Genomic DNA, 24,502 nt, shown 5'->3' with positions numbered 1-24,502 from the left:
TATTGGACTCTCACGTACATAAGGACGTATTCTTGTTATGTTTAGGGACAGGTTTTCCCTACTTCTCTTCTCTTCTCTTCTCTTCTCTTCTCTTCTCTTCTCTTCTCTCGTGTCCTTCGCGACGAACCGCTCCGAGTTGCTACCTTCCTGAAAGCGTATCGAAGACGCGGTCGAAACGCGCCCGAACGTCCGCCGCGATGTCGTCCATTTCAGGATTGTCCACGACCGAGAGCATCGCCTCTGGGTCAACCGCACTGACAACGATGCCATCATCGGCTTCGTAGATTACGACGTTGCAGGGGAGTAGAACCCCAAGGTCGCGTTCCGCGTCCAATCCATCTTTAGCCAGTGACGGGTTGCACGCGCCGAGAATCCGATATTCGGGGTACTCGATGTCGAGTTTCTTCTCGAACGCTTCACTCACGTCGATATCGCTCAGGACTCCGAAGCCTTCGTCGCTTAGTGCGGCCGTGGTTCTGGCGACGACGTCCTCGAACTCGCCGGCCACGTGACGCTTGTCGTAGTAGGTCATCATGTGTTATTGACCACCGATGGAAGTAGTTCTTGAGGCGGATTCAATCTGCGTGGGGCGTCGTTTCCTCCCGTCCACTGCTCGATTCGAAGTAGGTCACGTACACCTGTGCGAGGAAGACGGCGGTAAAGACAACGTTGAGAACCGTCGTGTAGGTGTCCGGCACCGTCCCACCGGTTTGCCCCCGCTTCGGAATCAGACTAACCGCGGCCCACGTGTAATGGGTGGCGATTCCCGTCAGGGTTGCCACCGCGAAGATCGCGAGGAACAACGTTACGGCCAGCCGTTTCCCGTAGTATTTCCGGTACATATCCACGATATGTGGCACGATGAGGTCGGCGTAGATGAACGACATGACGCCACCGAACGGAATTCCCGCGTTCCACAGCACGAGCGCGAAGGGGACGTTCGCCACCGAGCAGACGAACGTGATGACACCGACGAACACGCCGATTGCGGCCCCGAGGACGACCCATGCGACGGTGCCTTCTGGCGCGATCGTGAACAACTCTGCCCACCACGACCGAGGGACGAACGCCGCGAGGAGCGAAGCGACGACGAACCCGGCGGCGAGGTCTTCCCAAAGCATTTCCCACTCGCCGATGGCGTTTCGGAAGGCGTTTTTCCACCCCGACACGGTGAACAGTTTGTCCCGCCACGTCGCGTCCTCCCGCTGATTTACGTAGGTTTCCTTGCACGACTCCGAACAGAAATATTCGGTTCCGTCGTCCATCTCGACGCTCAGGGTGTCGTCAGCCTCGGGGTCGACTTCCATTCCACAAACCGGGTCGCGGACGCTGTCGCTCTTCTCGTCGCCCGACCGCACGTGTTCTCGGGCGGCCTCGAACCATCGGTCGGGAACGACGTATTTCGTGATACCCGCCAGCAGGAGGATCATCAATATCCCACCGAAGACGTCGGCGGCGACGAACTGCCAACCGAGCAGAATCCACATCACGAGTCCAATTTCGATGACGAGGTTCGTGCTGGCGAACTGGAACCCAGCGAACGAAGATTCCGGCGATGCTCCCTTCTTGAACAGCGATTTCGTCGTGGCGACGGCCCCGAACGAGCAACTCGATGAGAGGAAGCCGAAGAGACTGCCGAGTCCGACCTCCTTCAGCCCTCTTCCGCCGAGCAGGTTCGTCATTCGTTCCTCGCTGACGAACGCCTGTACCGCCCCTGCGATGGTGAACCCGAGCACCAGCGCCCACCACGTTTTCCATGCCATGTCGCCGAAAAACGTCGCGGCATCCACGAGGCTCTGGACGATATTCATGGGTAATCATAGGGGAACGACGCTTTCGGTCGTTGTGGTTAATAGAACGGAAATTCGAAAACGGCGGTACGAGTCTCGACAGCGTATTTCGAGCGGATTTCGTTCAGTGATTCGGGATTCGGTACCGAAACCATCGTTCGAGGACAACTACTGCCACTCTGGAGCTACTAATCAAAGCTCTCGATGGGCGAAATTCTTGGAATCAAAAACGGCGCGAGGCGTGGCGTTTTGAGTTCGGCTCTCTCGTTCCGGTTGAGTACCGGGGAAACGGACACCCCAGCCGAATCCTTTTGCCGTCCCCGTTCTTCGACGGTACTATGCCCAAACCACGGTACTCTATCGCACGATATTTGAGCATCGACAGCGCCGAATTGCCGACGATTTCGGTCGATGGTGACCTCGTCTTTCTCGCCGACACGACCGGCACGCCGCAGGTTTGGTCGCTCGACGCGCCGAACACCTATCCTACTCGACTCACGCCACACGACGAGCGTATTTCGTTCGTTTCAGCGTCGCCGACTCGGCCGGAAGCCATTTTCGGGATGGACGAGGGAAGTAACGAGCACGACCAACTGTACCGCTACGACTTGCGGGATGGCACCGAAACTCCACTCACCGACAGGCCCGAAGCGATCCATCTGTGGGGCGGGTGGAGTCCCGACGGCGAGGCGTTCGCGTTCACGGCAAATCGCCGCGAACGCGATACCTTCGACGTGTACGTACAGGGCCGAGACGGGTCGGAGGCGACGCTCGTCCACGAAGGGGAGGGTGGTTTCCTGAGTATCGAAACGTGGGGTAAACCCGGCATCGTCCTCTCGAAGGAACACGCTAGTTTCGACTACGACCTGTTCCTGCTCGACCCCGACACGGGTGAGCATCGCCGATTGAGCGACGACACGGAAACTCGCTATGGGAACGTCCGGTTCGGCCCGGACGACGAACTCTACTGCGTGACGAACTACGATTCGGATACGGCCAACATCGCCCGAATCGACGTTGACAGCGGAGCACACGAAACGATACAGGCAGGCGACGATTGGAACGTCGAGGGGTTCGCACTTCACGCCGAAACTGGTCGAATCGTTTGGAGTCGTAACGTCGATGGCTACTCCGAAATTCACGCCGGTCGTTTCACGGACGGCAAAATCGAATCCCTCGCCGAACCGAATCTCTCCGAAGGCGTGGCGTACGACCTGACGTTCGACCCGGACGGCGAGCAGTGTGCGCTCTCGCTTAGTCGAAGCGACGACCCGAGGAGCGTCTTCATCCTCGACCCGGAGACTGGCGCGGCGGAACGGTGGTCGAATCCGGGGACGCTCGGCATCCCCCGAGAACGCCTCCTCGAACCGGAAACGATTCGATACGAGACGTTTGACGGACGGGAGATTCCGGCCTACTGGACGCTTCCCGAGAGCGTCAACTCGGACGACGAAGTCCCGGTTATCGTGGACATTCACGGCGGGCCAGAACACCAACGCCGACCGTGGTTCTACCCGACGAAGCAGTATTTCCTCCAGCAAGGGTACGCGATTTTCGAACCGAACGTCCGCGGGTCGTCTGGTTATGGCACGGAGTACACGCATCTCGACGACGTGGAAAAGCGGATGGATTCAGTTACCGACATCCAGGCAGCGGTCGAATGGCTTCACGACCACGAATCGGTCGATTCCGACCGAATCGTCGCGTACGGCCGCTCGTACGGCGGATTCATGGTGCTCGCGGCGATAACCGAATATCCCGACCTCTGGGCCGCAGCCGTGGATTTCGTCGGCATCGCCGACTTCGAAACCTTCCTCGAAAACACCGGCGAATGGCGACGCTCGCATCGCGCACAGGAGTACGGTTCACTGGACGACCCGGAACTCCTCGAACGAATCAGCCCGATTCACAAAGCCGACCGAATCTCCTGCCCGCTGTTCATCCAACATGGCGCGAACGACCCGCGGGTGCCGGTCGGGGAAGCCGAACAAATCGCCGAGAAGGTTCGGGAACGCGGCGTGCCGGTCGAGACGTGCATTTTCGAGGACGAAGGCCACCATACGACTTCCCGTGCGAACCTCATCGAGGAGTTCGAACGCATCGCTGCGTTCTTGGACGAACACGTTTAGGCGGAATTGTTGCTGCTGTTGGTGCGGACGGAGGTGGTAAATTGGTGCCGGTGCAAGCTGCTCCTCTCCGAGAAATCCGCCCCCATCACCCGAGTACGAGACAGTCGTCCCTTCCAATATCTACGAAGAACGTACCTTCTCACACACCCAACTCGCTCGCCAACTCGTAAAACGTCTCGATAACGAAATCCGGCTCATCGCCGAAGGGTTCCCACGGTTTGCCTTTCCTGTTCACCCACACCCCCTGCATTCCGGCGTGTTTCGCACCCTGCACATCGAACCATCCGGCGGTGACGTGTGCGATTTCCTCGATTGGGGTACCCGTTCGGCCGGCGGCGTGGCGGTAGAGTTCCGCGTCGGGTTTGAACGTCTCCACCTCGTCGGCGCTGATGGTGTCCAGGAGTAGGTCGCCGATATCGGCGTGTTCGACCATCGAATCCAGCATTTCGGGGTTGCCGTTGGAGACGACGTAGCAGTCGTAGCCGCCGTCACGGAGCCGTTCGATTCCGTCGCGCACGTCGTCGAACACGTCGAGTTCGTGGTAGACGGCGAGAATTTCGTCGCGCTCGTCCGCGGAGATATCGGCGTCGTGAGCTGACAGGGCGTATTGGAGGGCGTCGCGGTTCATCTCGTAAAACGGCTGGTAGGAGTCGGTGTGATTGGCGACGAAGGTGTACTCCAACGACCGGGCGCGCCAGAGTTTCGAGACGGGTTCCGGGTTTTCGACGCGCTCGGCGAGCGCGGTTTCGGCGGCATCCACGTCGACCAGCGTGCTGTAGGAGTCGAACGTAACTGTCGTCACTCGGTCGGAATCGAAGGCCATGATATGCGGGCTTCGTTCGGTACGGAGTTAGTCGTAGGGGCAAGAGCAACGGCTTCCGGTACCGTTCAACTCGACAATAGGCGGTGGTAAGGGAGTTCTATCCGTTTCCGGACGAGGCACCCTGCAACTGTATCGTATGTTCCGTCGCTTTGCCGGAGAGGTCGAATTCGCTGAGTTGGCTTCCACACGAACTTCGCGTTTCGGACGGACTGAGATAGATATCGAACTGCGAATTACAGCCCATGGTTCCCCAGGACTCCACGAAGGTCGGCTCTCCCGTGGACTTCTGTTTTAGGGTATAGAGTAGTTCCCCTTTCTCCGGTATCCTCTGCAATCGGAACGAGTGGGCGGAATCGGGTTTGACTGTGTACTTTTTGTCGAAAATCACGTTCGACTTCGGCGTGATTTGTGTCGCCTGCATCGGAGACGGGAACTTACCTTCATCCTCGCTCCCTCCCACTTCGTCTTCGCTTTCGACCCAAAATTCGTCACTGTCCTCGACTTCATCCTCGATCTCATCCACAACCTCCTCTTGAACCTCGCGTTCGTCCTTGCTCTTCATCGTCTTCGTTTTACCGTGCTGGTCCGTGATGCGGTACGCAGAAATTGGGCGATTCGACACCGAGAGCGAGAACAGCTGCGGTTGGTTCGTCGGATTCTCCACGAGGAGACGGCTTCCCGTGGAGGATTGTGACTGGGCGGAATTCGCTGCTTGCTGGCTCTGTGTAGAGCTCGCTGTCTGCTGGCTCTGTGTAGAGCTCGCCGTCTGCCGTGCCATCCCCGAAGCAAACGACCCGGTGAGAAGAACTGTGCTCCCTGCGAGAATACGCCGTCTTGATATGTAGTCGGACAGTTGACCCATGGTATACCCCCACAGAACGCTGTCAATCTTCAATACCTTCAAAGCTTTGGCATCTATTGGAATAGTTGATATGTTTACCTACTGGTGACCCGAAACGTGAACCGCTTCGTACGGTTCCTCGAGATACGCCATATCGCCGGACGAGAGGTCGATGTCGAGCGCTTCGACGGCGGCTTCCAGATGTTCGACGCTCGTCGTGCCGACGATTGGGGCATCCACCCATTCCTTGTGGAAGAGCCACGTCAGCGAGATTTGTGCCATCGTGACGCCTTTTTGCGCGGCGAGTTCCTGCACGCGCTCGTTGATTTCCGCACCACCATTATCGGCATATGGATGCTCGTGGGCGTAGTCGTCGGTCTGTCCCCGAGTCGTGTCCTCGAACTCCTCGTGCGGTCGGGTGAGGTAGCCACGGGCGAGCGGACTCCACGGAATGACGCCGATTCCTTCCTTTTCACAGAACGGAAGCATCTCGCGTTCCTCCTCGCGATAGACCAAGTTGTAGTGGTTTTGCATCGTCACGAATCGGTCGAGTCCGAGTCGCTCGCTCGTGTGCAGGGCATTTGCGAACTGGTATGCCCACATCGAACTCGCGCCGAAATAGCGCACCTTCTCGCGCCGAACCGCGTCGTCGAGTGCTCGCAGGGTTACATCGATGGGTGTTCTGTCGTCCCAGCGATGGGTTTGGTAGAGGTCGATGGTGTCCATGCCGAGTCGAGAGAGCGAGTTATCGAGTTCCTGTTCGATGGCCTTTCGGGATAGCCCTCCCGAGTTTGGGTTGGTCTCGTCCATCTGGAAGTAGCCCTTCGTGGCGACGACCATCTCGTCACGACGACCGTCGAGCGCTTTTCCGAGGGTTCGCTCGCTTTCGCCGCGCGAGTACATATTCGCGGTGTCGAAGAAATTGATGCCAAGGTCGATGGCCCGTTCGATGATGGGCATACTTTCGTCCTCGTCCAACACCCACTCGCGCCAGTCGCTCGACCCGAAACTCATACAGCCGAGACAGATGCGACTGACTTCCATTCCCGTGTCGCCGAGTGTCGTGTACTCCATGTCGCGGGACTCGCGGGCAGACGAGAAAAAACTACGCACAGACGAGATTTCTGTAGAGCTATCCAGATAGCTATCTATAAATCATTCTGTAAAACATCCTTCTTGGGCGCTCTCACCGCCACGGGAGTTTTCATTTTCTAGTTTTTCGAGTTGTGTGGTGAAACTGTGCTCGGGCCGCACGACAACGTAGTGACATCTTCGTTGAACAGACCGAACGATTCAACGAAACCGGTCTGCCAAACACGACAATAATTTAACAAAAAATAGTGTTAGTTTTAGGGACAAACGTCCATAGTAGAGAGAGCCGATAGTATGAAAACGGACATCCGGGTGCTCTACTTCGACCCGCTTGCCGACACGGGCGTCGTTCCGGCCGATTTGGAGCGCGATGCACCAGCGTTAACGGTCCGTACTGCGGACGACGAGCAGGAAATTCTCGACGAAATCGAGAGCGGGGCCGTAGACTGTGTTGTTAGTGGCAATGTACTTCCGAACCGAGATGGCATCACGCTGTCCGAGCGAGTGCTCGGCCAACACCCGACCGTTCCGTTCATCCTCTCTACTACCTCCGGAACCGAGCGAATTGCGAGCAAAGCCGTCGAAGTAGGCGTATCGGGATACGTCCCGACCGAAACGGAAGAAGAGCGCCCCACCGCGGTGACGACGACTATCACACGCGCAACCACCGACGCTCGACGCCCACGTGAGCGGTTCAACCATTATCAGTCCATCGTGCAGGCGATGGGTGACGGTGTGTACACGCTGGACACCGAGGGCATTGTGACTGCCGTCAATGATACTCTCACGGAGATGTCCCGGTACGACCGGGACGAACTCGTCGGTGAACATATCTCCCTCCTCCTAGACGGCGTGGACGTATCCCGCGGCGACCGACTCATCAAAAACCTGCTTCAGGGCGACGAAGACGTTGGAAAGCTGCGAGCGGAACTTCGAACCGCGGACGGACAGGGGATTCCGTGCGAAGCCAGAATCGGTCTGTTAACCCATCGCGACGAGTTCCGGGGAACCGTCGGCGTCCTCCGGAGCATCGCGGAACACGAGCGAATCAAAGCGGCACTCCGCGAGCAGAAGGGAAAAATCGAGGAACTTCACGAAATCGCATCAGAGATGAAAGCGTGTAAGACGCCTGCTGAAATCTGTGATTTGACCGTCGATGCTGCCGAAAGCATTCTCCAGTTCGACATCTGCGGCGTTGATATCGTCGAGGACGGCTACTTCATCCCCAAAGCCATCTCGACGGGGATGACCGACGATGGCTACACCAAACTTCGAATCGACCAAGGCGTCGCCGGTCTGTCGTATCAAAGCAACGAGACTATCGTGCTGGACGACGTGCGAGAAGAGGGGGTTTCCGCCCCGGCACAGGCCGAATATCGGTCGCTGCTGAGTTCGCCAATCGGCGAGGAGGGGGTGTTTCAAGCTGGTTCGCGAGAAGTCGGCGCATTCGATTCCGACGACGCGGAACTGGCTGAACTGCTGCTCTCACACACCACCGAAGCGCTCCAACGAATCCGCTCACAGACCGCCCTCCGCGAGAGCGAGGAGAAATACCGGACGCTGGTCGAACAGAGTCACGACGCGATTTACATCTACCGCGACGACCAGTTCGTGTTCGTCAACCAGCGAGTGTGTGAATTGAGCGGCTACGACCGCGACGAACTCCTCGAAATGAGTATCTGGGAGTTGTTACATCCCGAGGAGCGCGACCGGATCATGCATATCGTAGCCGAACGCAGTCGTGGAAATTACCCGCCACACTACGAAGCGCGAATCGTGACCAAAAACGACGGCATTCGGCACGCGGAGTTCAACGTGCGCGAAATCACCTACGAGGGTGAAACCACGCAACTCGGCTCCGCCCGCGACGTGACCGAGCGAAAACAACGAAAACAGGAACTCAAACGCCAGAACGAACGATTGGAGGAGTTCGTCAGCGTCGTCTCGCACGACTTGCGAAACCCGCTCAACGTCGCGCAGGGCCATCTCGAACTCGCCAGAGAACGTGGTGATGACGTGCATTTCGAGAAATCGAGGGGCGTTCTCGACCGAATGGGGAGTCTTATCGACGACCTGCTGACGTTGGCACGGCAAGGGCTGGTCGTCAGTGACACCGAGTCGGTCGATTTGGAAACCGTCGTTCGACGAGCGTGGGCGAACGTCGATACGGGAGAGAGCACGCTTCTGGTGGACGCACTCGGCGATGTCGATGCCGACCGGGGCCGCCTCCAAGAACTGTTCGAGAACCTGTTTCAAAACGCCGTAGAACACGCGGGACGTTCGACGACGGTTCGAGTCGGACGAATCGACGATGATTCAGATGGTTCGACGGAGTTTGCCGGTTTTAACGTCGAGGATGATGGAACCGGAATCCCGCCGACAGAGCGCACGGCAGTGTTCGAACACGGCCACACCACCGCGGACGATGGGTCGGGGCTGGGACTGTCGATCGTGAAAGGCATTGTCGAAGCCCACGGCTGGTCGATTTCGGTCTGCGACGGTGACGACGGAGGGGTGTGTTTTCAAATTCGCCCGGAGTAACCTACAGTCGCCGAAATCCCTCGACGGTCGGCGCAGCGAGCGGACTCGTCGGAAGCCCGTCAGTCGGTTCCGGGTCGTTGTATTCGCGCGGAGCCACGTCGTTTGGTGACTCCGGATAGAACAGAGAGGCGAGCAGTTGAATCTGCCCACGGCCGATGCTCAACTCGAACTGTCCACCGCCGTACAGTCGAATCTCGTGGTGTTCGCAGTATTCGAGCGTGTCGAACAACGATTCGACGCTTCCGAACCGCGACGGCTTGATGTTCAACCACTTCGGTTCGAACGGGAGCGACTCCACGCTTTCGACGTCCGTAATCGGCACGTCCCACGAAATTCGATCCCGAGCAGGGTCGAGAACCGGCGCGGTTTCGTCGGTGTAGGCCGGGTCTTCCATAACCACATCTGGGAGCCCATCCCGAACGCGCCGATAGAGGTCGGTGTCTGCCGACTGGCCGACTTCGGTGTTCTCGTATTGCGCTTTCAAATCCACGATCCGGACGTTTCCCGTATCGGTCAGCTCCGAAACCAGTTCGGCAGACCACTCCGGCGTGGCATCGAGTTTGAACCGGATCTCTGGGTCGATTTCCAGCCACTGTCGAACGCGCTCCGCACTCGGCGGGTCGCCCAGTCGCGTGCTTACCACGAACTCGACCGGGAGCGTGGTACGACCCAGTACTGTTGGTAAGTCGGTGTCTGCCTGCCGCAGCGCTAAATCCAGCGCCGCGCTCTCGAATCCCCACCGTCGGTAGTGACGGAAATCCTCGCGGGATGGCCCTTCGGGAAACAAATCCTGTTCGGCGAGATGCGTCGAATACTCGTCGAGGGTGTACTCGTCGGACAAGTCGAATTCAGCGTCGGCCAGCGCATACTGGTCGTCTTCGTCGTATGTCACGTCTTCGCCTCTACCGGTTTCGCCAGCACCGCGAAGCACGATTTCGGTCGTGACGCGCGTGAACTCGCTGGAGGTTTCGCGTTCGTGCGTTTCGAACGCACAGGATTCGATTTCGAGCGGGAGATCGGCCACTTGGTCGTAGAGCGCCATGGGTAGTGGACAACGGGAAGCGGGATAACTGTCGGGTGGAGTCCAGCACGACGGTGTGGCTATCTTCGGTCTGCCAGCACTTCGCCTATCTGCCCGACGGTGTCGAGGACGTAGTCCGGTTGAATTTCAGCGTTTTCGAGATCGTCCGACGTTGCCACTCCCGAACGGACGAGAACAGTCGTCGCGCCGATGTGTTCGCCGAGCGCGATATCGGTGTTGAGGCGGTCGCCGACGACGAGGCACTCTTCGGGGCGGATGCCGAGATGGTCGAGTGCCGTCGCTCCGGCCTCCGGTGCTGGCTTTCCGAGTATGTGATCTGGTTCCCGACCCGCAACGCCCGCGATGGCGTTGATGATGGCTCCCGAGCCGGGGACGAGGCGTTCCGAGGCTGGAATCGTCACGTCCGGGTCGGTGCCGACGAACGCCGCGCCGTCTTCGAGCGCCCAGAGGGCACGGGTGAGTTCGTCGTAATCGAACTCGCGGTCGATAGACCCGACGACGACTTCGCCCGCGTCGGGGTCGTCCCGAACCGTGAACCCGCGTTCACGCAGGAGGTCGCGGAGATACGTCTCGCCGACAACGAACAGGTCGCGTTCCTCGTACTCGGTTTCGAGGAACTCGGCGGTGACGAGTGCCGATGTGAGCACCTGTTCGGCGTCGATGGGGATGTCGTGCGCGCTGAGTCGATCGACGTAGTGCTTCGGCGGTTGTGTCGGGTTGTTCGAGAAGAGGAGGAGGTCTATCCTGTGCTCGCGGAGTGTTCGTATGCCCTCGTCCGCACCGGGTAGGCGGTCGTCGCCTCGAACCAATGTCCCGTCTACGTCCACAATCGCACCACGATAGGTTGCCATTACGCTGAATAACGAACTAGGTGGTGTTTAATCACCCGCACGGGTCAAGATACAACATGAGTGTGAACAGAACTGACAGCGCACCGATCATCCTGCCGGTTCTGGCTTCGGTTTGCGGTAAAAATTCACGCTAGCCCTCTCACCCGGTTTTTTCTCCACCGAGCACCCAGCGGACGACGTTGGCTTCAACGAGGTCGCGGTCGGTGTGGGAGAGATTGTCCCCGAACTCTTCGATGATTCGGTCGCTCTTTTCCCTCAGACGCGATTCGAGCGGTAGCGTTGGGGTCGTCATAGAGGCAGCAAGGCTGTTCCGTCTTCCCGATGTATATACACGAGCATTCGGGAACCGAGTGCAAGTCGATGTCGGACGGCGGAATAAAGGCGGCAAAATAAAGACGACTGGATGACAGAGCAAAAACGAGGATGAAACGACAACGGCGGCGAGCGCTACTCTACGTTGGTGCATTCTTCACGGTTCTCGTCGTGTACACAGTCGTCTACTCGTGGGCGATGCGGACGTTCGAGGGCGTTGACCGAAGCTTTCTCGAAGCGTTCGGTATCGTCATCGAGACGTTCACGACGACCGGTTACGGGACAGACTCTATCTACTGGGATTCGGTGGAAATGCAGGTGCTGGTCATCATCATGCAGATGACCGGCGTCGTCCTCATCTTCATGGCGTTGCCGCTGTTCGTCGCGCCGTGGATTCAGGAAGCCATCCGGGCGAGTCCGCCGACGTCGATGGACGAACTCGACGACCACATCGTTATCTGCGGATACTCTCCGCGCGCGGAAACGCTCATCGACGAACTCCGGTCGTGGAGTCGTGACTACGTTGTCGTCGTCACCGACCGAGAAGAAGCACTCGACCTGTATGAACAGAACGTCAGCGTGGTTCACGGCGACCCGGAATCGGCGGAGGTGCTCGAAAAAGTGCACGCGGGGCGCGCGGATACCGTCATCGCGGATGCGACTGACGAACAGAACGCGAGTATTGCGCTGGCAGTTCGAGAAGTGTCGGAGGATGTCCAGATCATCAGCCTCGTCGAAGATGCCGACTTGACGAACTATCTCAATTACGCCGGAGCAGACCAGGTGTTCTCGCCACGACGTCTGCTCGGTCACAGTCTCGCTGAAAAGGTGACAGCGTCGGTGACTACCGACCTCGGCGAGACGGTTACCATCGGAGAGGATTTCGAAATCGTCGAGCTATCCATTCAGGACGGCGGCGAAGTCGCTAACACGAAACTCGCGGAGAGTGGCATTCGGGAACGAACTGGTGCGAGCATTATCGGTCTCTGGCGACGTGGTGAATTTCAGAGTTCACCCTCCCCGGATACCGTGTTGGACGAAAGTACGATTCTCCTCGTGGCAGGTCGAGAGGCACAGCTCGAACGGCTAAAAGAGATGACATTTTCGGACGAGCACGCTCCGATTCACAGGTCGGTCATCGTCGCAGGGTACGGAGAAGTCGGTTCGACGGTCGAAGAGGAGATGCAATCGACAGCCATGGGCACCGTCGTCGTCGATATCGAGGACAAACCCGGCGTCGATGTTGTGGGAGACGTGACGGATGAGGCGGCGTTGCGCGACGCAGGTGTCGAACACGCGAACGCACTGATTCTCGCCCTCGGCGACGATACGACGACGATTTTCGCCACTCTCGTCGCGCGCGAAGTCGCACCCGGGGTCGAAATCGTTGCCAGAGCGAACGAGACGGATAACATCGGCAAACTGTACAGCGCCGGTGCCGACTACGTTCTCGCGCTCGAAACGGTCAGTGGTCGGATGCTCGCCTCGACGATACTCGAAGACGAGGAAGTAATCTCGCCGGACAAACAGGTCGAAATCGTTCGAACGACCGCGCCACGGCTCGCGGGGCAAAACCTCAAGGATGCCGAAATTCGCTCCCGGACGGGGTGTACCGTCATCGCGGTCGAACGGAACGGCGAGGTCATCACCGACCTCGGCCCGGAGTTTACGATTCGGATAGACGACCAACTTATTATCGCCGGAACTGACGAAGACACGAACGAGTTCGCCGAACTCGCACAGTAGCCGGGTGGGGAACGTTCGTTCAACCTACATGATGTTGGCTGCGACCCACCACGTCAGGAACGCCTCGATGAACGCCGCGACGATGAACACCGGAAGGAGTCCCAGCAGGATATAGTACGCCCGAATGAGTTCCCCTGCCAAGTCGGCCGCCGTCGTGGAACCGCGGACGTACCGCCACGCGACGCCGCCGAGATGAAGGCCGAGCGCGCCTGCAATCGCCAATGCGGGGATTTCGATGATGCCGTGTGGTGCGATGAGCGCAACCGCGAGCGTCGTGTTAGGGAGCAGTCCCACGACACCGCCGACGATGAGACCGTTGAACAGCAGTGCGACGACGGTCGGTGCACCGAAGGCGAGTCCGGCGAACGCCGCCGAGATGGCGACCAGCCAGTTGTTTGCCGTCAGCGTGACGAACATATCGACGGGAATTGAACCGAACACGTTTTCGGACACGTTCGTCTGGAGACTGTCGAGTGCGAAGGGACTGGTTGCGAACCATCCGCCGACGATTCCGACCGTGAACAGGCCGGTTGCGACCAGAACGAGTCCCGGCCGACCGAAGACGAACGAGGCGAGTTCACCGAGTCCGCGGCGGAGAGCGCCGCGAACCGACCCGCGTTTTCGGGATTCGAGGGGAGATTCATCCAGATAGAGTGCGGTTTTCAACACGCTGAGGGTTGGCGTCACACCGAACGCGACGGCGATTCCAAGGAGTCGGCCGACACCGAGGAACTGGAACAGAACCGCGACGAATCCGACGATACCGACGAGGCCCACTACGATGACGAGATACGCCGCGACACGGGCTTTGTTATTCCAGACGAAACTACCACTTCGACGGATTCCCGTCCGAACACCGAGGCCATCGATGACGATTGCTTGGGGGACGAACAGGAAGAGGAGGTAGACGACGAACAGCACCGGAATCAGGAGGAGAACTGCGAGGAAGAGCAGTAGAATCAATGCGGGGCTGACGATTGCGGCAAAGGCGGCTAGCAGGCCGACAGGCACCAACAGCAGGAGAAACACGAGTGCCCGAACGATGGCCAGTTTGAGAAACGTCCACGAATCCTCGCTCGCACCCGTGATTCCCGTTGCGATGGCGTGCTCGTCTCGGAGGGCAGCCGTCGCAGTATGAACCTGTGCCGCTTCAGCGATGGCGCGAGCGATGAACAGGACGACGATAGCGCCGACTACCGAGAGGAGGAGCACGGTGATCGTTCCGGGTGTCAATAGTCCCATCATCGCATCACCGAGGCGTTCTATTTCAGCTTCACTCACATCCGATCCGCTGAAATCGACGCCCTGCAACGCAGTGAAGACCGACTCGATACGACCGGTTCCGAGGAGGAGAAGGTAGGCCAACACAACTCCGACGATTGGCACCGATTGTGCGACCATGCCGACGCTCGTTCCGGCGAGATACACCGGGAGCACCGTGGCTGGTCGGGAGAGGAGCACCGACCGTACCGACGAACTGGCGTCGCTGAACTTCATATTACTAACATTCTACTCGAATGAGATATGTGTAGTGGTGTTCAGGCGTGCGATTCGTACTCGATAGTGAGGAATCGGTTACCGAACAGCCACATCTCGTGGCGTGCTTCGATTCCGTCACCGTCCGGCCACACGCGAAACCGCTGGTTCATTGGGAGCGGGAGGGAACCGAGCGGAGTGACGAAATAGAGGCCTTCGTCGCCGGATTCCGTTTTCGTCGTCAGTTCGAGACCGTTCGATTCACCGCCGATGTCGAGGTGTCGGACGTTGAGAACTGTACTCAGGTTCGACCAGGGGAGCGGTACCGCGATATTGACGTACCGAGTCCCGTCTCGAACGTGATTCGCGTAGATGGCGACGAAGACGGCGGTTCCCGATTCGTTCGTCCGAATCCACGCCCGTGCTCCATCTCGTGGGTCGTCGTCCGGACTGACGGCGACGATTCGACTGCTGAGGGTTCCCGTCGTCGATTCCGTCGGGCCGGGAAGGTTGAGTTGCTCGATGCGTTTCATGAGACGAAGAACGAGGCTCGCACCGAATCGAAATCCGCGATGCCATCGAACTCGATAGGCGAGGTCGTACTCGGCCGTGTGCTCGTAAAATCGCCGGACGTTCGGATGAACCTCTTCGGGGTCGAAGTCAGGACGCGCGTACGCCGCCATATTATCCATTTCACCTGACAACCGTGCGCCGGTCGTAACGCCGTGTTGTCGAAGATAATCCGCACCTACCCGTCTTCGCGCGACAAGCGGACTGAGAGGAACATCCACTATGAGTGTTATCAGTTGTCACACTCAGCAAATTCCGATGACGAACGATTCGAGCACATCGACGATACGTCGTCGAAACCGACGCGTCGGAACGTTCATAATAACCGATTAGTCGGCTCCGTATTTCAATTCATTCCCTCCCTGTCGGTCGGTTATTCGATCCATAATTAAGGTGTTTGAGGTGTTTTATACACATGATGATAGCAACAGAAAAGAAATCAAACGAGACGGCTACGAGAACGGTGACTCCCGACGAGGAGGACGAAACACCGCGTCGGCGGTCGTTCTCTCTCCGCGCTCTGCTTCCCGGCCCGTACGTCCGGTATCCGAAGTAACGGACTCCCCCACGAAACCGCCGTCTCCCTCGATCTTTTATATTATTCGGCGGAACGACTCGGTATGAACGTGAGGCAGGTCATTCCCCGCGACGCCATCCCGAGCGTGGACTTCCCCCGAGTTCGGGCGAGAGTACGGTGGAAACCCGGACGACCGAGTCGTGGTCTTTCAGCCCGATACCGGGTCAGCGAGAGCGTATCCGATCCGGTATCTCCACTATCACGAAATCGTCAACGACGCCCCGGACGACGGCCCGATTGCAGTGACGTGGTGTCCACTCTGCGGTAGTGCAGTCGTTTATTCGCGTCGAGTTGACGACGACATGCTTGAATTCGGTGTTTCGGGCAAACTCGCAGATGACGACCTCGTGATGTACGACCGCGAGACGGAAACCGAGTGGAAACAGTCGAGTGGTGAGGCAATAGCGGGCGAACTCCGTGGCGAATCACTCACGGTATTGCCTGCTGGACTACTTTCGTGGGAACGATTCCGCGAGCACCATCCCGATGGTCTCGTTCTTCAACCGCCGGGCGGGAAAAGCGAAGCGAGCGGTTCCGGTGACGACCCGGAACCCATCGATTACGACGATGGTTCGTATCGGTCGTATTTCGAGCGAGATGGATTCGGACTGGACGCCCATCGCGGGGGCGACTCCCGCGAATGGCATCGTGACGACCTCGACCCGAAAACCGTCGTCCTCGGTCTCGAATCGGACGGCGAAGCGCTTGGATTCCCATTGCCTCGCGTCGAAGCCGCGGGTGGCGTCGTCGCCGCGACGGTCGGTGAAACCCGTGCAGTCATCTTCTCGGCGGAGGGGATTCACGCCTTCGAGAATCCCGGATTCGAGTTCGAGCACGAGGATGGGTCGTATTTTCGCGCCAACGGGACGCGGTGGCACGGTGCGCGAGGTGTGAGTGACGACGGTCGTGAATTGACACGACTTCCGGTACGACGCCTGTTCGCGTTCGCGTGGCAGGACGACCACGGCGACGACAGATTCTGGATCGACGAGTAACGCCGACTTTCCCTGTTGAAACGCGATGAACGCCCGAGTGTGCTTTTGGTCGTGCCGGTTGCACTCACATCGCATGACGACAACCGCCGAGATAGCAGATTTCGTCACCGAAACGGAGTACGACGACCTCTCCGGAGAAACAGTGGACGAACTAAAAAAACGGATTCTCGACTCGCTGGGCATCGCGGTGGGTGCGATGGGAGAACAACCGGTCGAAGCCGTTCGGGAAACGGTCGAGGAAATGAATGGTGAGGGATGCACACTCTGGGGTGGTGGAACGGCGTCACCCCCGGATGCGACCATGCTGAACACGGCCGCAGTGCGCTACCTAGATTACATGGATTCGTTTCTCGCACCCGGCGAAACACCGCATCCGAGTGACAACATCGCGGGGATAATCGCGTGCGGCGACTACGAAGAACGTTCCGGGGACGCCCTCCTCACTGCGGTTGGAATTGCCTACGAAGTACAGGGTGAACTCGCGTGGAACGCCCCGGTTCGTGATCGGGGGTGGGACCACGTCACGCACACCGTTATTTCCATCACTGCGGGGGCCGCGAAACTGCTCGGTCTCGACCGCGAAGCGATCCGGTCTGCACTCGGCATCGCGGGAACAGCACACAATGCCCTCCGGGTAACACGAACCGAGGGTATCTCGGAGTGGAAAGGGTTGGCCTCCGCAAACGCCGCGAGAAACGGTGTTTACTCCGCGATGCTGGCGAAAAACGGCGTCGAAGGCCCGACGAATCTCTTCGAAGGCCAGAAGGGGTGGAAACAGATCGTCGCCGGCGACTTCGAGGTTGATCTCTCGCCGGGCGAGCGCGTCCACGACGTGATGACGAAGAAGTACGTCGCCGAGACGTACGCCCAGTCCGCGGTGGAGGGAATCATCGAACTGAAGGAACGGGAGGATATCGACCCCGACGACGTCGCTTCGATTCACCTGGACACGTTCGCGGGCGCGAAACTCATTATCGGTGGCGGTGAGGGAAGCCGATACGAAGTCGAGACGAAGGCGCAGGCCGACCACTCATTGCCGTACATGCTGGCAGCGGCACTTATCGACGGCGAGATGACGAATGCGCAGTACGACCCCGAGCGAATCCGGCGGAACGACGTTCAGAAACTCCTTCGAACCGTGGATGTGGACGAGGATTCGGTGTTGACCGACCGCTTCGAAGCCGGCGAGATGCCAGCGGTTATCCAGATCACGATGGGGGATGGAACGACTCACCGCATCGAGAAGGGTGATTTCGAAGGGCACCCGAACAATTCGATGTCGTGGGAGCAGATAGAAGCGAAGTTCGACCGGATGGCTACTACGCGATATGATGAATCTCGACGGGAGCAAATCGTCGAAACAGTTCTCCAGCTCGAAAATCACGATATCGCCGATCTCGTTGCGCTCCTCGACTGAGCCCTCCACCCAATCTCTCGCTAACTCGAATAGTCTTTGCAATCTGGTACCATATGGCATTGCAGAAGGAGTGTCAATGTTAACGGATGAGTGCCAATATATCGGAGAGTAGAACGACCATATTCAGTAAGTCCCTTCCAAAATAATTGCTCGCACCTCCCGAATTTCTAGGTTTCACACGTTTTATTTGCTTATACGGGTTAATCTCTCTCGTCGTTACTGACAGTCGAATTGAACGGTACTGTGGGTTGAAATACAGTCGCGGCAACAGGAGTAATTGGCCGACACGGGGCGCGGAGATGTCCCGGATGTCGGGCCAGGTGAAAATCATGAAGAAAGCACTTAGGTTACTACTCGCAATGGCCGTCATGGCGACGGTTGTCACGGCTGGCTTCAGCGGCTCTGTCGCAGCACTAGATCAAGAAAACGAGCTCGAACAAGATCAAGAGGCGTGGCAGAAGGCCAATGCCGAGGTCAAGCAGGAGCAGTGGAATAAGCAGGCGAACTGGAACAACCAGAAACAGTTCGGTGCGATAGCGGTCTACGGCGATGCTGAGGCCGAGCAAGAGGCCGAGCAGTCGAACGAGAACGCGCAGATCGGTGAAGCGGAAGCCGAAAACGAGCTCGAACAGGATCAGGAAGCGGAAGACAACGAACTCGAAAACGAGTTCGAGTTCTAACTCCAATAGACGGCGGAATTTTATTTTTAGCGATATCAAGCATTGGATGCGTTTATCGAGTGCTCTCGACGACTCAATAGAGAGCAGGGTAGACGGAGATCCGGCTTAGTGATGTCCCGGACGTTTGCCGCCAGGTTCGCTGGCGTGGCTGTTGAAACTGACAAACTCAATACTAAATATTCGCGGCGGAAGAGACACGAACAGAAGCAAATGAGCTTCTAGTAGACGAATTCTGAAGTCCAATAGAAGCAGTACGTGAGCCAAGTCAACGACAACGAGCAGGACTACGCGGTCGATATCTATCGTGATGCAAAAGCTGAGCAGGAAAGCGAGCAGGCCAACCAGCACGTCTTAAACGCAGATTCCGAAGCTGAAATCGAACAGTACCAGTGGTAACCCGGTACCGAGTCGTAACTGAACCATCACGGGGATACCATCACCTTACCGAGTGGCGCGTTTCGATTTTTTCATACAGTACCCGAAAGCGACGCATATCGTTTGTTCGGCACTGTTCGACGTCAGTAATCCAAAGTACGGGTTCGGTGCGTGCCGAATAACAAAGGACGAGCGTCACTTTGGAAGGGCTATGACCGAACGGGGGGCGGAGTCGGGCAATCGGGGCGATTCTCAGGCGGAACAGCAAGGATGGGGTACGAAGAACGCTACTATCGGAATTATTCTGCTAGCGGTGTTGGTATCTAGCGTGGCCGTGACTGTCGTCTTCGGAGCGACGGCAGGAATCGATTCCACGACGAACGGGCTGGTTGCTGTGGGGGAGAGCACGAGCGATAATGGAGATCGCACCACCGATGTCGGTGCAGGGGCTGGTGTCGATGCAGCGACAGCCAAGGCGACAACTGAGACGATGGACTCCTGCGTTCCGGAGGCTGGAGGTGGCCTCCTATGGCATCTCGAACGATACGGTGCGGGATGTCCGAGCGCGAGAAACGGCAAGTCTCCCGTGTCGACGAACGGAGACGGTAGTTGAACCGTCGAATTCTGTACAACCCTTGGTCAAGGGTAGTACCTCGCCAATTCGTGTTTCCGTTCGACCAGTTTCGATCGATTTTCCATCGCCTTCGATAGCACGGTGGCAAAGGTTGGATTCGACTTCGAACTGTTGTCGTTCTCGCCCTGTCGGCGATTCCTCTCTTGATACTAAGAGCGACTCCTTTCGGCGAACGAGGAGGGGGTATCCAGAATGCTCCCGTCCGTGATTGTACTGTTGGATGGGGTTCGTCAGTCGGATCTTCTATCGAATCGATGGGCGTATCGAGCGCGACACGGAGCGGGAGCTGAATGCGTGTTTGATTCTTTGCATTCGTCCTCTCGGCCCGATCGTATCAACGATACAGAAACCGCTTGGTACGTATACAGTCACACCCGTCCTGACGTATCACTGCCCAATTATCAAGTAAATTATGATATTGTGGGTCAAAACGGTCGGAAAGTAGGCTTCATTCAATCATGTTCACGTTAGATGTGCAATTATCGGAGTTTCGCACCCGCTGCAAGCGAGACCGTATTTCGGCAGAATTATCAATCAACTGGCGTTAAACCGTTTTTGTCGGTAAAATTGCCTGTGTCTGTCGATTTTCAAACTGTCAATAACATGGGTAAACACCGGAATTAGAGAAAATATCGATGAAATATTTGAGTAACAAAACAATGATTGAGAACGAAACAAAGCTTCCAACTCAGTGAACGAATGGTAACGAAAGCACAGACGAGACGCAGTCTGCTCCTCGCAGTACTGCTCGTGACGGCGATGATGGGTGTCGGATTGGTGAACGCAGTTTCGGTCGGCGAGAAACCTACAGGAGAGGGCGGCAAGGTCGTCCAGGCGGACGGCGAAAATGTCTCCCTCGTCTTCGGCGCGGACATGTCGAACACCGACCTTAATCAGTGGGTGAAAAATCACCAGCACAAAGTACGGACGAGTTCGCAGAAATCGTCCTCGGAGGGTATCCTGGATCAGGACGTTCAGCAGTTGAACGGTAACGAACAGAACAGTGCGGTCGCGTACGCCGCGGACGGCGGCAGTGCCGACACAGAACAGGTCAACAAGAACAAGCAGGTCGCGGAATCCGACGCAATCAACGAGAACGACCAGAAACAGAAGAAAGACGGAAAGAAGAAGTGCTGACCTGATTACCGGTTCCTTCTGACGTTTCGGTACCTGATTATCTTTGTCGCGATTCGTGCCGTTCGTTTTCACACAGTGGATTGCGCTGTTTTCGAGATGTACCTTAAATCGTAATTCTGTGTCTCCGGAGTGAGTTATGTTTTCATACTGTTGTTGGGTACTACCGACTCCAAATGACCGCCTCCGCAGGCCACACCCTCCCCGACCGATTCCTTCGTCACTCCGGTTCTCAGTCATCCCTCGAACGCTGTCAGCCCACGTCTCCGGGCGGCGTGCCTTCCGACGTGGGCCAGCGCGTGCCATGGCGGTTGGATGGTGGGCTTTCGAATCTTCGTAAGTTCTGTGGCGCGGGCGTTGGCAGGCCTGCGGGACGCGCAGGCCTGCCGAGTATCATGCGAGTGAGCGAATCAGTTGGGGAGGCGTGTGGGCGGGTGCGGTCTCATTGGAGTCGGCCACAGCCAGCAACACTCCAGAAAAGACATAATCGCAAAAAAGACAAACACCACTATCTCCCCGTCGCCAACATCTTTGTAGGAGTTCGTTGTACGAGATTCGGGGGTTTCATGACCGACAGAGCATTCGACTTTCTGCACGTCAACGAGCGCGAATCGAAACCACGTGAGAAAGGAATCACGGAGATGCGCGGGCCGTACTACGACCCGATGGGGCCGCGCGAACTCCAAGACATCCTCGACACGATGGGCGAGTACGTGGACATCTACAAGTTCTCCGGCGGGTCGTTCGCCCTGATGCCCGAGGACGTAGTGGAAGAACTCATCACGATTTGTCACGAGTACGACGTGCAAGTCTCGACCGGGGGGTTCATCGAGAACGTCCTGGTGCGCGACAATGACAAAGTCGAACAGTACGTCGAGGAGGCCGGAGACCTCGGCTTCGACATCGTGGAAATTTCGTCGGGGTTCATCGCCATCGACACCGACGACCTCGTGGCACTCACCGACCTCGTCCAAGAGCACGGCTTGAAGGCAAAACCCGAAATCAACGTCCAGTTCGGCGCTGGCGGTGCCTCGGCGGTCGAAGAGTTGGAGAGCGAGGAGGCGATCGACCCGGCGAGTGCGATTCGGGAGGCACAGCGCCATCTCGATGCCGGAGCCTACAAAATCATGGTCGAATCGGAGGGCATCACGGAACAGGTTCGCGAATGGCGCACCGACGTAGCCTTCGCAATTGCCAACGAAATCGGCATCGAAAACTGTGTGTTCGAAGCCGCCGACCCCGAAGTGTTCGAGTGGTACATCAAGAACTTCGGCCCGGAGGTGAACCTGTTCGTGGACAACTCCCAAATCGTGGAGTTGGAGTGCATGCGCTCCGGCTTGTGGGGCAAGAAGAGTTCGTGGGGAAGGGTGGTGTCGTACAAGGGTGCGGACTGACAACGCTACATCTGAACGTTCGCCACACCAGTCTGCCACGTCCTATTTACTCCTTGCTATCCTCTACCATCCATGGAGTACGAGACGATACAGGACATAGATGTTCCGAAAATCGGCCTCGGAACGTGGCGGATGGAGGGGTCAACCTGCCGAAACGCGGTCGCAACGGCCATCGATTTGGGGTATCGTCACATCGACACGGCACAGGCGTACGGAAACGAGCGGCAGGTCGGACAAGCCATCGAGAACGCCGCCGTTGACCGTGAGGAGGTCTTCTTGACGACGAAGGTGTGGCCGATGCACCGAACTCACGACGCAATCATCGACTCGGTTCACGAGAGTTTGGCACGACTCGGGACGAATTACGTCGATTTACTGCTCATCCACTGGCCGAACCCGATTGCCGCCACCCGGGAAGTGATGAGTGCCCTGTCGGATGCGCAAAACGACGGATTGACCCGGCATATCGGCGTGAGCAACTTCGACGAGGAACAACTCAAATCGGCGCAAAAGGACGCCGAAGCGCCAGTTCTCACTGACCAAGTGCAGTTCCATCCGTACAACCCACAGCGCGAACTCCTCGATTACTGCCGAGCAAACGACGTGCTGTTGACGGCCTACAGTCCGCTTGCTCACGGCGGAGCACTGCACGACCAAATTCTCACGACACTGGGAAAGAAATACGACAAAACACCCGCACAGGTCACGCTTCGATGGGTCATCCAGCATGACGGCGTCGTGACGATACCGAAATCCACGAGCAGAGCGCATCTCGAAGAAAACCTCGACATCTTCGATTTCGAGCTGACCGAGACGGAGATGGAACTCATCGCTCGCCCCTCGCGCATTCGAACCGGGATGTCGATGTTTCGCGGCCGGTTGGGGGTCTAACGTGAGTGCGACGAGCCAACTTCGCAAATGGCTGCCACTCCTCTTACGCATCCTCGTTGCCGCAATCGTTACACTCCCGGCGGTGGGGAAGTTTCTGGATTACGGCGGACAGGTCGAATTCTTCGCGAGTCTCGGTATTCCTGCGCCCGAAATACTAGTTCTCGTCGTCGGAACCATCGAGGCGGTGTCAGTCCTCATGCTCCTCCTGGGAATCGCCGGACGAGTCGCGGCGCTCGCACTCGTCGGCGTCATGCTCGTCGCCATCATCACTGCCGGGGTGAACCCGCTCAATCTGACGGTGCTTCTCGCGTCAGTCGGCATTCTGTATCTCGGCACTGGGCCGTACTCGCTCTGGGAACCGGAAGATCGACTTTGGGAGTCCACTGCGTAACGGTGAACGACTGATTAGTCGCTCATCGTTTTCGTAACCCGTCCACTATCCGCGACCCGACTTGGAATGCGTTTTCCATTCCGAGTTCCATAATCGGTTTACCGAGGTCTTCGTCCAAGCTTTCACGAACCGTCTGTCCTTCGTGCGGTCGGTCGAAATTCACGACACAGCGGACGCTTAGATAGCGATGGAGTCGATCGAATCGGTCGAGTGCGGTCGCGGTTCCGTAATCCTCCATCTCGGTCGTGGCGTAGGTTCCCGCGTCGTACTGCTCGACGAGCCACTGGGCTTCTTCGGAGTACGTTTTTCCGTGCCAGAATTCGTCACCACTGAGGGTCGCTCCGATCCCGATCGACGGTTTTTCGCGTGCTGGTTCCTGCGAGTATTCGTCTCGGAAACGCTGTGCGGACTTCGTGTCCCGCAACTCAACTTCCCGTGCCCAGTCGTACGCATCTGCGACGAGCCTCTCGTCTAGCCGATACACGTAATCTCGGGGGCGATACGAAAGCAGTTGGAGGTTGCGGGAAGATTCCGAATCGTCGCGCTCGGCCCATCGCTGTTTGCAGTCCCAATCCACGACCGTATCGGCGATGAAACCGACCCGAGCGTTCCGACTTCCGGCGTCGTCCCCGCAATTCCGACCGACAGGAAATACGTGTCCGAACAGTCCAGTTCGGGCGCGGCAAGTATCGAGGTGACGGTCGTCGCGGCTTCCGATATTCCCATTCCGGTGGACGTGATTCCGATTCCGTCGTCCGTAGAATACACCGGCATATTTGCACCGGGAACCTCGATTTTACT

25 protein-coding genes are annotated in these 24,502 nt (G+C 57.7%); 13 read left to right on the top strand and 12 right to left on the bottom strand.

What is annotated here, in order from left to right:
• Window positions 1-139: 139 nt before the first annotated feature.
• Both ACN2TU_RS19700 and ACN2TU_RS19695 read right to left on the bottom strand, forming a co-directional pair.
• Window positions 140-532: a DUF302 domain-containing protein gene (locus ACN2TU_RS19700; protein ID WP_435157841.1), complete on the bottom strand. Its 393-nt coding sequence runs from the start codon at window positions 530-532 to the stop codon at window positions 140-142.
• A 43-nt stretch (window positions 533-575) separates the two neighbouring features.
• Entirely contained in the window at window positions 576-1,811 is a 1,236-nt protein-coding gene (locus tag ACN2TU_RS19695; protein ID WP_435157737.1) for a permease, read from the bottom strand.
• A 317-nt stretch (window positions 1,812-2,128) separates the two neighbouring features.
• Between ACN2TU_RS19695 and ACN2TU_RS19690 the strand changes: the two genes are divergently transcribed.
• Window positions 2,129-3,919, top strand: a complete 1,791-nt coding sequence (locus tag ACN2TU_RS19690) for a S9 family peptidase (RefSeq protein ID WP_435157736.1) — start codon at window positions 2,129-2,131, stop codon at window positions 3,917-3,919.
• 139 nt (window positions 3,920-4,058) lie between these two features.
• Here the strand turns inward: ACN2TU_RS19690 and ACN2TU_RS19685 are convergent, their stop codons facing one another.
• The 3 genes from ACN2TU_RS19685 to ACN2TU_RS19675 all read right to left on the bottom strand — a co-directional run bounded on the left by ACN2TU_RS19685 (window position 4,059) and on the right by ACN2TU_RS19675 (window position 6,657).
• Window positions 4,059-4,742 (bottom strand): haloacid dehalogenase type II, encoded by a 684-nt coding sequence (locus ACN2TU_RS19685; RefSeq protein WP_435157735.1) that lies wholly within the window; start codon window positions 4,740-4,742, stop codon window positions 4,059-4,061.
• A gap of 97 nt (window positions 4,743-4,839) precedes the next feature.
• Complete coding sequence (locus ACN2TU_RS19680) at window positions 4,840-5,520, bottom strand: hypothetical protein (RefSeq protein WP_435157734.1); 681 nt, start codon at window positions 5,518-5,520, stop codon at window positions 4,840-4,842.
• A gap of 162 nt (window positions 5,521-5,682) precedes the next feature.
• Window positions 5,683-6,657 carry an aldo/keto reductase gene (locus ACN2TU_RS19675; protein ID WP_435157732.1) on the bottom strand — a complete coding sequence of 325 codons (975 nt, stop codon included), beginning with the start codon at window positions 6,655-6,657 and terminating at the stop codon, window positions 5,683-5,685.
• Between the two features lie 312 nt (window positions 6,658-6,969).
• Here ACN2TU_RS19675 and ACN2TU_RS19670 point away from each other — a divergent pair, with 312 nt between their 5' ends.
• Window positions 6,970-9,216, top strand: a complete 2,247-nt coding sequence (locus ACN2TU_RS19670; RefSeq protein ID WP_435157731.1) for a PAS domain S-box protein — start codon at window positions 6,970-6,972, stop codon at window positions 9,214-9,216.
• A 1-nt stretch (window position 9,217) separates the two neighbouring features.
• Here ACN2TU_RS19670 and ACN2TU_RS19665 read toward each other — a convergent pair whose 3' ends face one another.
• The 3 genes from ACN2TU_RS19665 to ACN2TU_RS19655 form a co-directional block, all read right to left on the bottom strand.
• On the bottom strand, window positions 9,218-10,258 hold the full coding sequence (locus tag ACN2TU_RS19665; protein WP_435157730.1) for an enolase-like domain-containing protein: 1,041 nt from the start codon (window positions 10,256-10,258) through the stop codon (window positions 9,218-9,220).
• A 59-nt stretch (window positions 10,259-10,317) separates the two neighbouring features.
• A complete protein-coding gene (locus ACN2TU_RS19660) occupies window positions 10,318-11,109 on the bottom strand; it encodes an HAD-IIA family hydrolase (protein ID WP_435157729.1) in 792 nt (263 codons plus the stop codon).
• Between the two features lie 139 nt (window positions 11,110-11,248).
• On the bottom strand, window positions 11,249-11,401 hold the full coding sequence (locus ACN2TU_RS19655) for a hypothetical protein (protein ID WP_435157728.1): 153 nt from the start codon (window positions 11,399-11,401) through the stop codon (window positions 11,249-11,251).
• Between the two features lie 131 nt (window positions 11,402-11,532).
• Between ACN2TU_RS19655 and ACN2TU_RS19650 the strand changes: the two genes are divergently transcribed.
• The gene (locus ACN2TU_RS19650; protein ID WP_435157727.1) at window positions 11,533-13,167 is read left to right on the top strand and encodes a potassium channel family protein; all 1,635 of its coding nucleotides are present in this window, start codon (window positions 11,533-11,535) and stop codon (window positions 13,165-13,167) included.
• 24 nt (window positions 13,168-13,191) lie between these two features.
• Here the strand turns inward: ACN2TU_RS19650 and ACN2TU_RS19645 are convergent, their stop codons facing one another.
• A complete protein-coding gene (locus tag ACN2TU_RS19645) occupies window positions 13,192-14,664 on the bottom strand; it encodes a stage II sporulation protein M (RefSeq protein WP_435157726.1) in 1,473 nt (490 codons plus the stop codon).
• A gap of 41 nt (window positions 14,665-14,705) precedes the next feature.
• Window positions 14,706-15,326: a hypothetical protein gene (locus ACN2TU_RS19640; RefSeq protein ID WP_435157725.1), complete on the bottom strand. Its 621-nt coding sequence runs from the start codon at window positions 15,324-15,326 to the stop codon at window positions 14,706-14,708.
• Between the two features lie 302 nt (window positions 15,327-15,628).
• Between ACN2TU_RS19640 and ACN2TU_RS19635 the strand changes: the two genes are divergently transcribed.
• The 10 genes from ACN2TU_RS19635 (at window position 15,629) to ACN2TU_RS19590 (ending at window position 23,701) form a co-directional block, all read left to right on the top strand.
• Complete coding sequence (locus tag ACN2TU_RS19635; RefSeq protein ID WP_435157724.1) at window positions 15,629-15,769, top strand: hypothetical protein; 141 nt, start codon at window positions 15,629-15,631, stop codon at window positions 15,767-15,769.
• Between the two features lie 161 nt (window positions 15,770-15,930).
• Window positions 15,931-16,785: a DUF3179 domain-containing (seleno)protein gene (locus tag ACN2TU_RS19630; RefSeq protein WP_435157723.1), complete on the top strand. Its 855-nt coding sequence runs from the start codon at window positions 15,931-15,933 to the stop codon at window positions 16,783-16,785.
• 73 nt (window positions 16,786-16,858) lie between these two features.
• Complete coding sequence (locus ACN2TU_RS19625) at window positions 16,859-18,202, top strand: MmgE/PrpD family protein (RefSeq protein WP_435157722.1); 1,344 nt, start codon at window positions 16,859-16,861, stop codon at window positions 18,200-18,202.
• A gap of 329 nt (window positions 18,203-18,531) precedes the next feature.
• Window positions 18,532-18,882 carry a toxin transporter gene (locus ACN2TU_RS19620; RefSeq protein ID WP_435157720.1) on the top strand — a complete coding sequence of 117 codons (351 nt, stop codon included), beginning with the start codon at window positions 18,532-18,534 and terminating at the stop codon, window positions 18,880-18,882.
• Between the two features lie 255 nt (window positions 18,883-19,137).
• Entirely contained in the window at window positions 19,138-19,278 is a 141-nt protein-coding gene (locus ACN2TU_RS19615; protein WP_435157719.1) for a hypothetical protein, read from the top strand.
• A gap of 190 nt (window positions 19,279-19,468) precedes the next feature.
• Window positions 19,469-19,870 (top strand): hypothetical protein, encoded by a 402-nt coding sequence (locus ACN2TU_RS19610; RefSeq protein ID WP_435157717.1) that lies wholly within the window; start codon window positions 19,469-19,471, stop codon window positions 19,868-19,870.
• A 720-nt stretch (window positions 19,871-20,590) separates the two neighbouring features.
• Window positions 20,591-21,028, top strand: coding sequence for a hypothetical protein (locus ACN2TU_RS19605; protein ID WP_435157715.1), 438 nt, complete (start codon window positions 20,591-20,593; stop codon window positions 21,026-21,028).
• Window positions 21,029-21,591: 563 nt separating this feature from the next.
• Window positions 21,592-22,419 (top strand): phosphosulfolactate synthase, encoded by an 828-nt coding sequence (locus tag ACN2TU_RS19600; protein WP_435157840.1) that lies wholly within the window; start codon window positions 21,592-21,594, stop codon window positions 22,417-22,419.
• A gap of 72 nt (window positions 22,420-22,491) precedes the next feature.
• Window positions 22,492-23,310 (top strand): aldo/keto reductase, encoded by an 819-nt coding sequence (locus ACN2TU_RS19595; protein ID WP_435157714.1) that lies wholly within the window; start codon window positions 22,492-22,494, stop codon window positions 23,308-23,310.
• Between the two features lies 1 nt (window position 23,311).
• Window positions 23,312-23,701 carry a DoxX family protein gene (locus tag ACN2TU_RS19590; RefSeq protein ID WP_435157712.1) on the top strand — a complete coding sequence of 130 codons (390 nt, stop codon included), beginning with the start codon at window positions 23,312-23,314 and terminating at the stop codon, window positions 23,699-23,701.
• A gap of 22 nt (window positions 23,702-23,723) precedes the next feature.
• Here the strand turns inward: ACN2TU_RS19590 and ACN2TU_RS19585 are convergent, their stop codons facing one another.
• Both ACN2TU_RS19585 and ACN2TU_RS19580 read right to left on the bottom strand, forming a co-directional pair.
• On the bottom strand, window positions 23,724-24,185 hold the full coding sequence (locus ACN2TU_RS19585) for a nucleoside phosphorylase-I family protein (RefSeq protein ID WP_435157711.1): 462 nt from the start codon (window positions 24,183-24,185) through the stop codon (window positions 23,724-23,726).
• Complete coding sequence (locus ACN2TU_RS19580) at window positions 24,173-24,475, bottom strand: hypothetical protein (protein WP_435157710.1); 303 nt, start codon at window positions 24,473-24,475, stop codon at window positions 24,173-24,175. The genes ACN2TU_RS19585 and ACN2TU_RS19580 overlap by 13 nt, the downstream gene beginning before the upstream one ends.
• Window positions 24,476-24,502 lie beyond the last annotated feature (27 nt).

This window comes from Haladaptatus marinus, assembly GCF_051194195.1.
The sequence above is the reverse complement of the archived record's forward strand: the minus strand, read 5'-3'. Positions and strand labels throughout refer to the sequence as shown.

Coding starts and splice junctions, on each gene's coding strand:
- ACN2TU_RS19600 (WP_435157840.1), top strand. CDS start 21,592: ATGACCGACAGAGCATTCGACTTTCTGCACGTCAACGAGCGCGAATCG.
- ACN2TU_RS19625 (WP_435157722.1), top strand. CDS start 16,859: ATGACGACAACCGCCGAGATAGCAGATTTCGTCACCGAAACGGAGTAC.
- ACN2TU_RS19605 (WP_435157715.1), top strand. CDS start 20,591: ATGGTAACGAAAGCACAGACGAGACGCAGTCTGCTCCTCGCAGTACTG.
- ACN2TU_RS19620 (WP_435157720.1), top strand. CDS start 18,532: ATGAAGAAAGCACTTAGGTTACTACTCGCAATGGCCGTCATGGCGACG.
- ACN2TU_RS19665 (WP_435157730.1), bottom strand. CDS start 10,258: ATGGCGCTCTACGACCAAGTGGCCGATCTCCCGCTCGAAATCGAATCC.
- ACN2TU_RS19685 (WP_435157735.1), bottom strand. CDS start 4,742: ATGGCCTTCGATTCCGACCGAGTGACGACAGTTACGTTCGACTCCTAC.
- ACN2TU_RS19645 (WP_435157726.1), bottom strand. CDS start 14,664: ATGAAGTTCAGCGACGCCAGTTCGTCGGTACGGTCGGTGCTCCTCTCC.
- ACN2TU_RS19635 (WP_435157724.1), top strand. CDS start 15,629: ATGATGATAGCAACAGAAAAGAAATCAAACGAGACGGCTACGAGAACG.
- ACN2TU_RS19690 (WP_435157736.1), top strand. CDS start 2,129: ATGCCCAAACCACGGTACTCTATCGCACGATATTTGAGCATCGACAGC.
- ACN2TU_RS19700 (WP_435157841.1), bottom strand. CDS start 532: ATGACCTACTACGACAAGCGTCACGTGGCCGGCGAGTTCGAGGACGTC.
- ACN2TU_RS19695 (WP_435157737.1), bottom strand. CDS start 1,811: ATGAATATCGTCCAGAGCCTCGTGGATGCCGCGACGTTTTTCGGCGAC.
- ACN2TU_RS19610 (WP_435157717.1), top strand. CDS start 19,469: ATGACCGAACGGGGGGCGGAGTCGGGCAATCGGGGCGATTCTCAGGCG.
- ACN2TU_RS19660 (WP_435157729.1), bottom strand. CDS start 11,109: ATGGCAACCTATCGTGGTGCGATTGTGGACGTAGACGGGACATTGGTT.
- ACN2TU_RS19640 (WP_435157725.1), bottom strand. CDS start 15,326: ATGGCGGCGTACGCGCGTCCTGACTTCGACCCCGAAGAGGTTCATCCG.
- ACN2TU_RS19655 (WP_435157728.1), bottom strand. CDS start 11,401: ATGACGACCCCAACGCTACCGCTCGAATCGCGTCTGAGGGAAAAGAGC.
- ACN2TU_RS19650 (WP_435157727.1), top strand. CDS start 11,533: ATGAAACGACAACGGCGGCGAGCGCTACTCTACGTTGGTGCATTCTTC.
- ACN2TU_RS19595 (WP_435157714.1), top strand. CDS start 22,492: ATGGAGTACGAGACGATACAGGACATAGATGTTCCGAAAATCGGCCTC.
- ACN2TU_RS19580 (WP_435157710.1), bottom strand. CDS start 24,475: ATGCCGGTGTATTCTACGGACGACGGAATCGGAATCACGTCCACCGGA.
- ACN2TU_RS19680 (WP_435157734.1), bottom strand. CDS start 5,520: ATGGCACGGCAGACGGCGAGCTCTACACAGAGCCAGCAGACAGCGAGC.
- ACN2TU_RS19670 (WP_435157731.1), top strand. CDS start 6,970: ATGAAAACGGACATCCGGGTGCTCTACTTCGACCCGCTTGCCGACACG.
- ACN2TU_RS19675 (WP_435157732.1), bottom strand. CDS start 6,657: ATGGAGTACACGACACTCGGCGACACGGGAATGGAAGTCAGTCGCATC.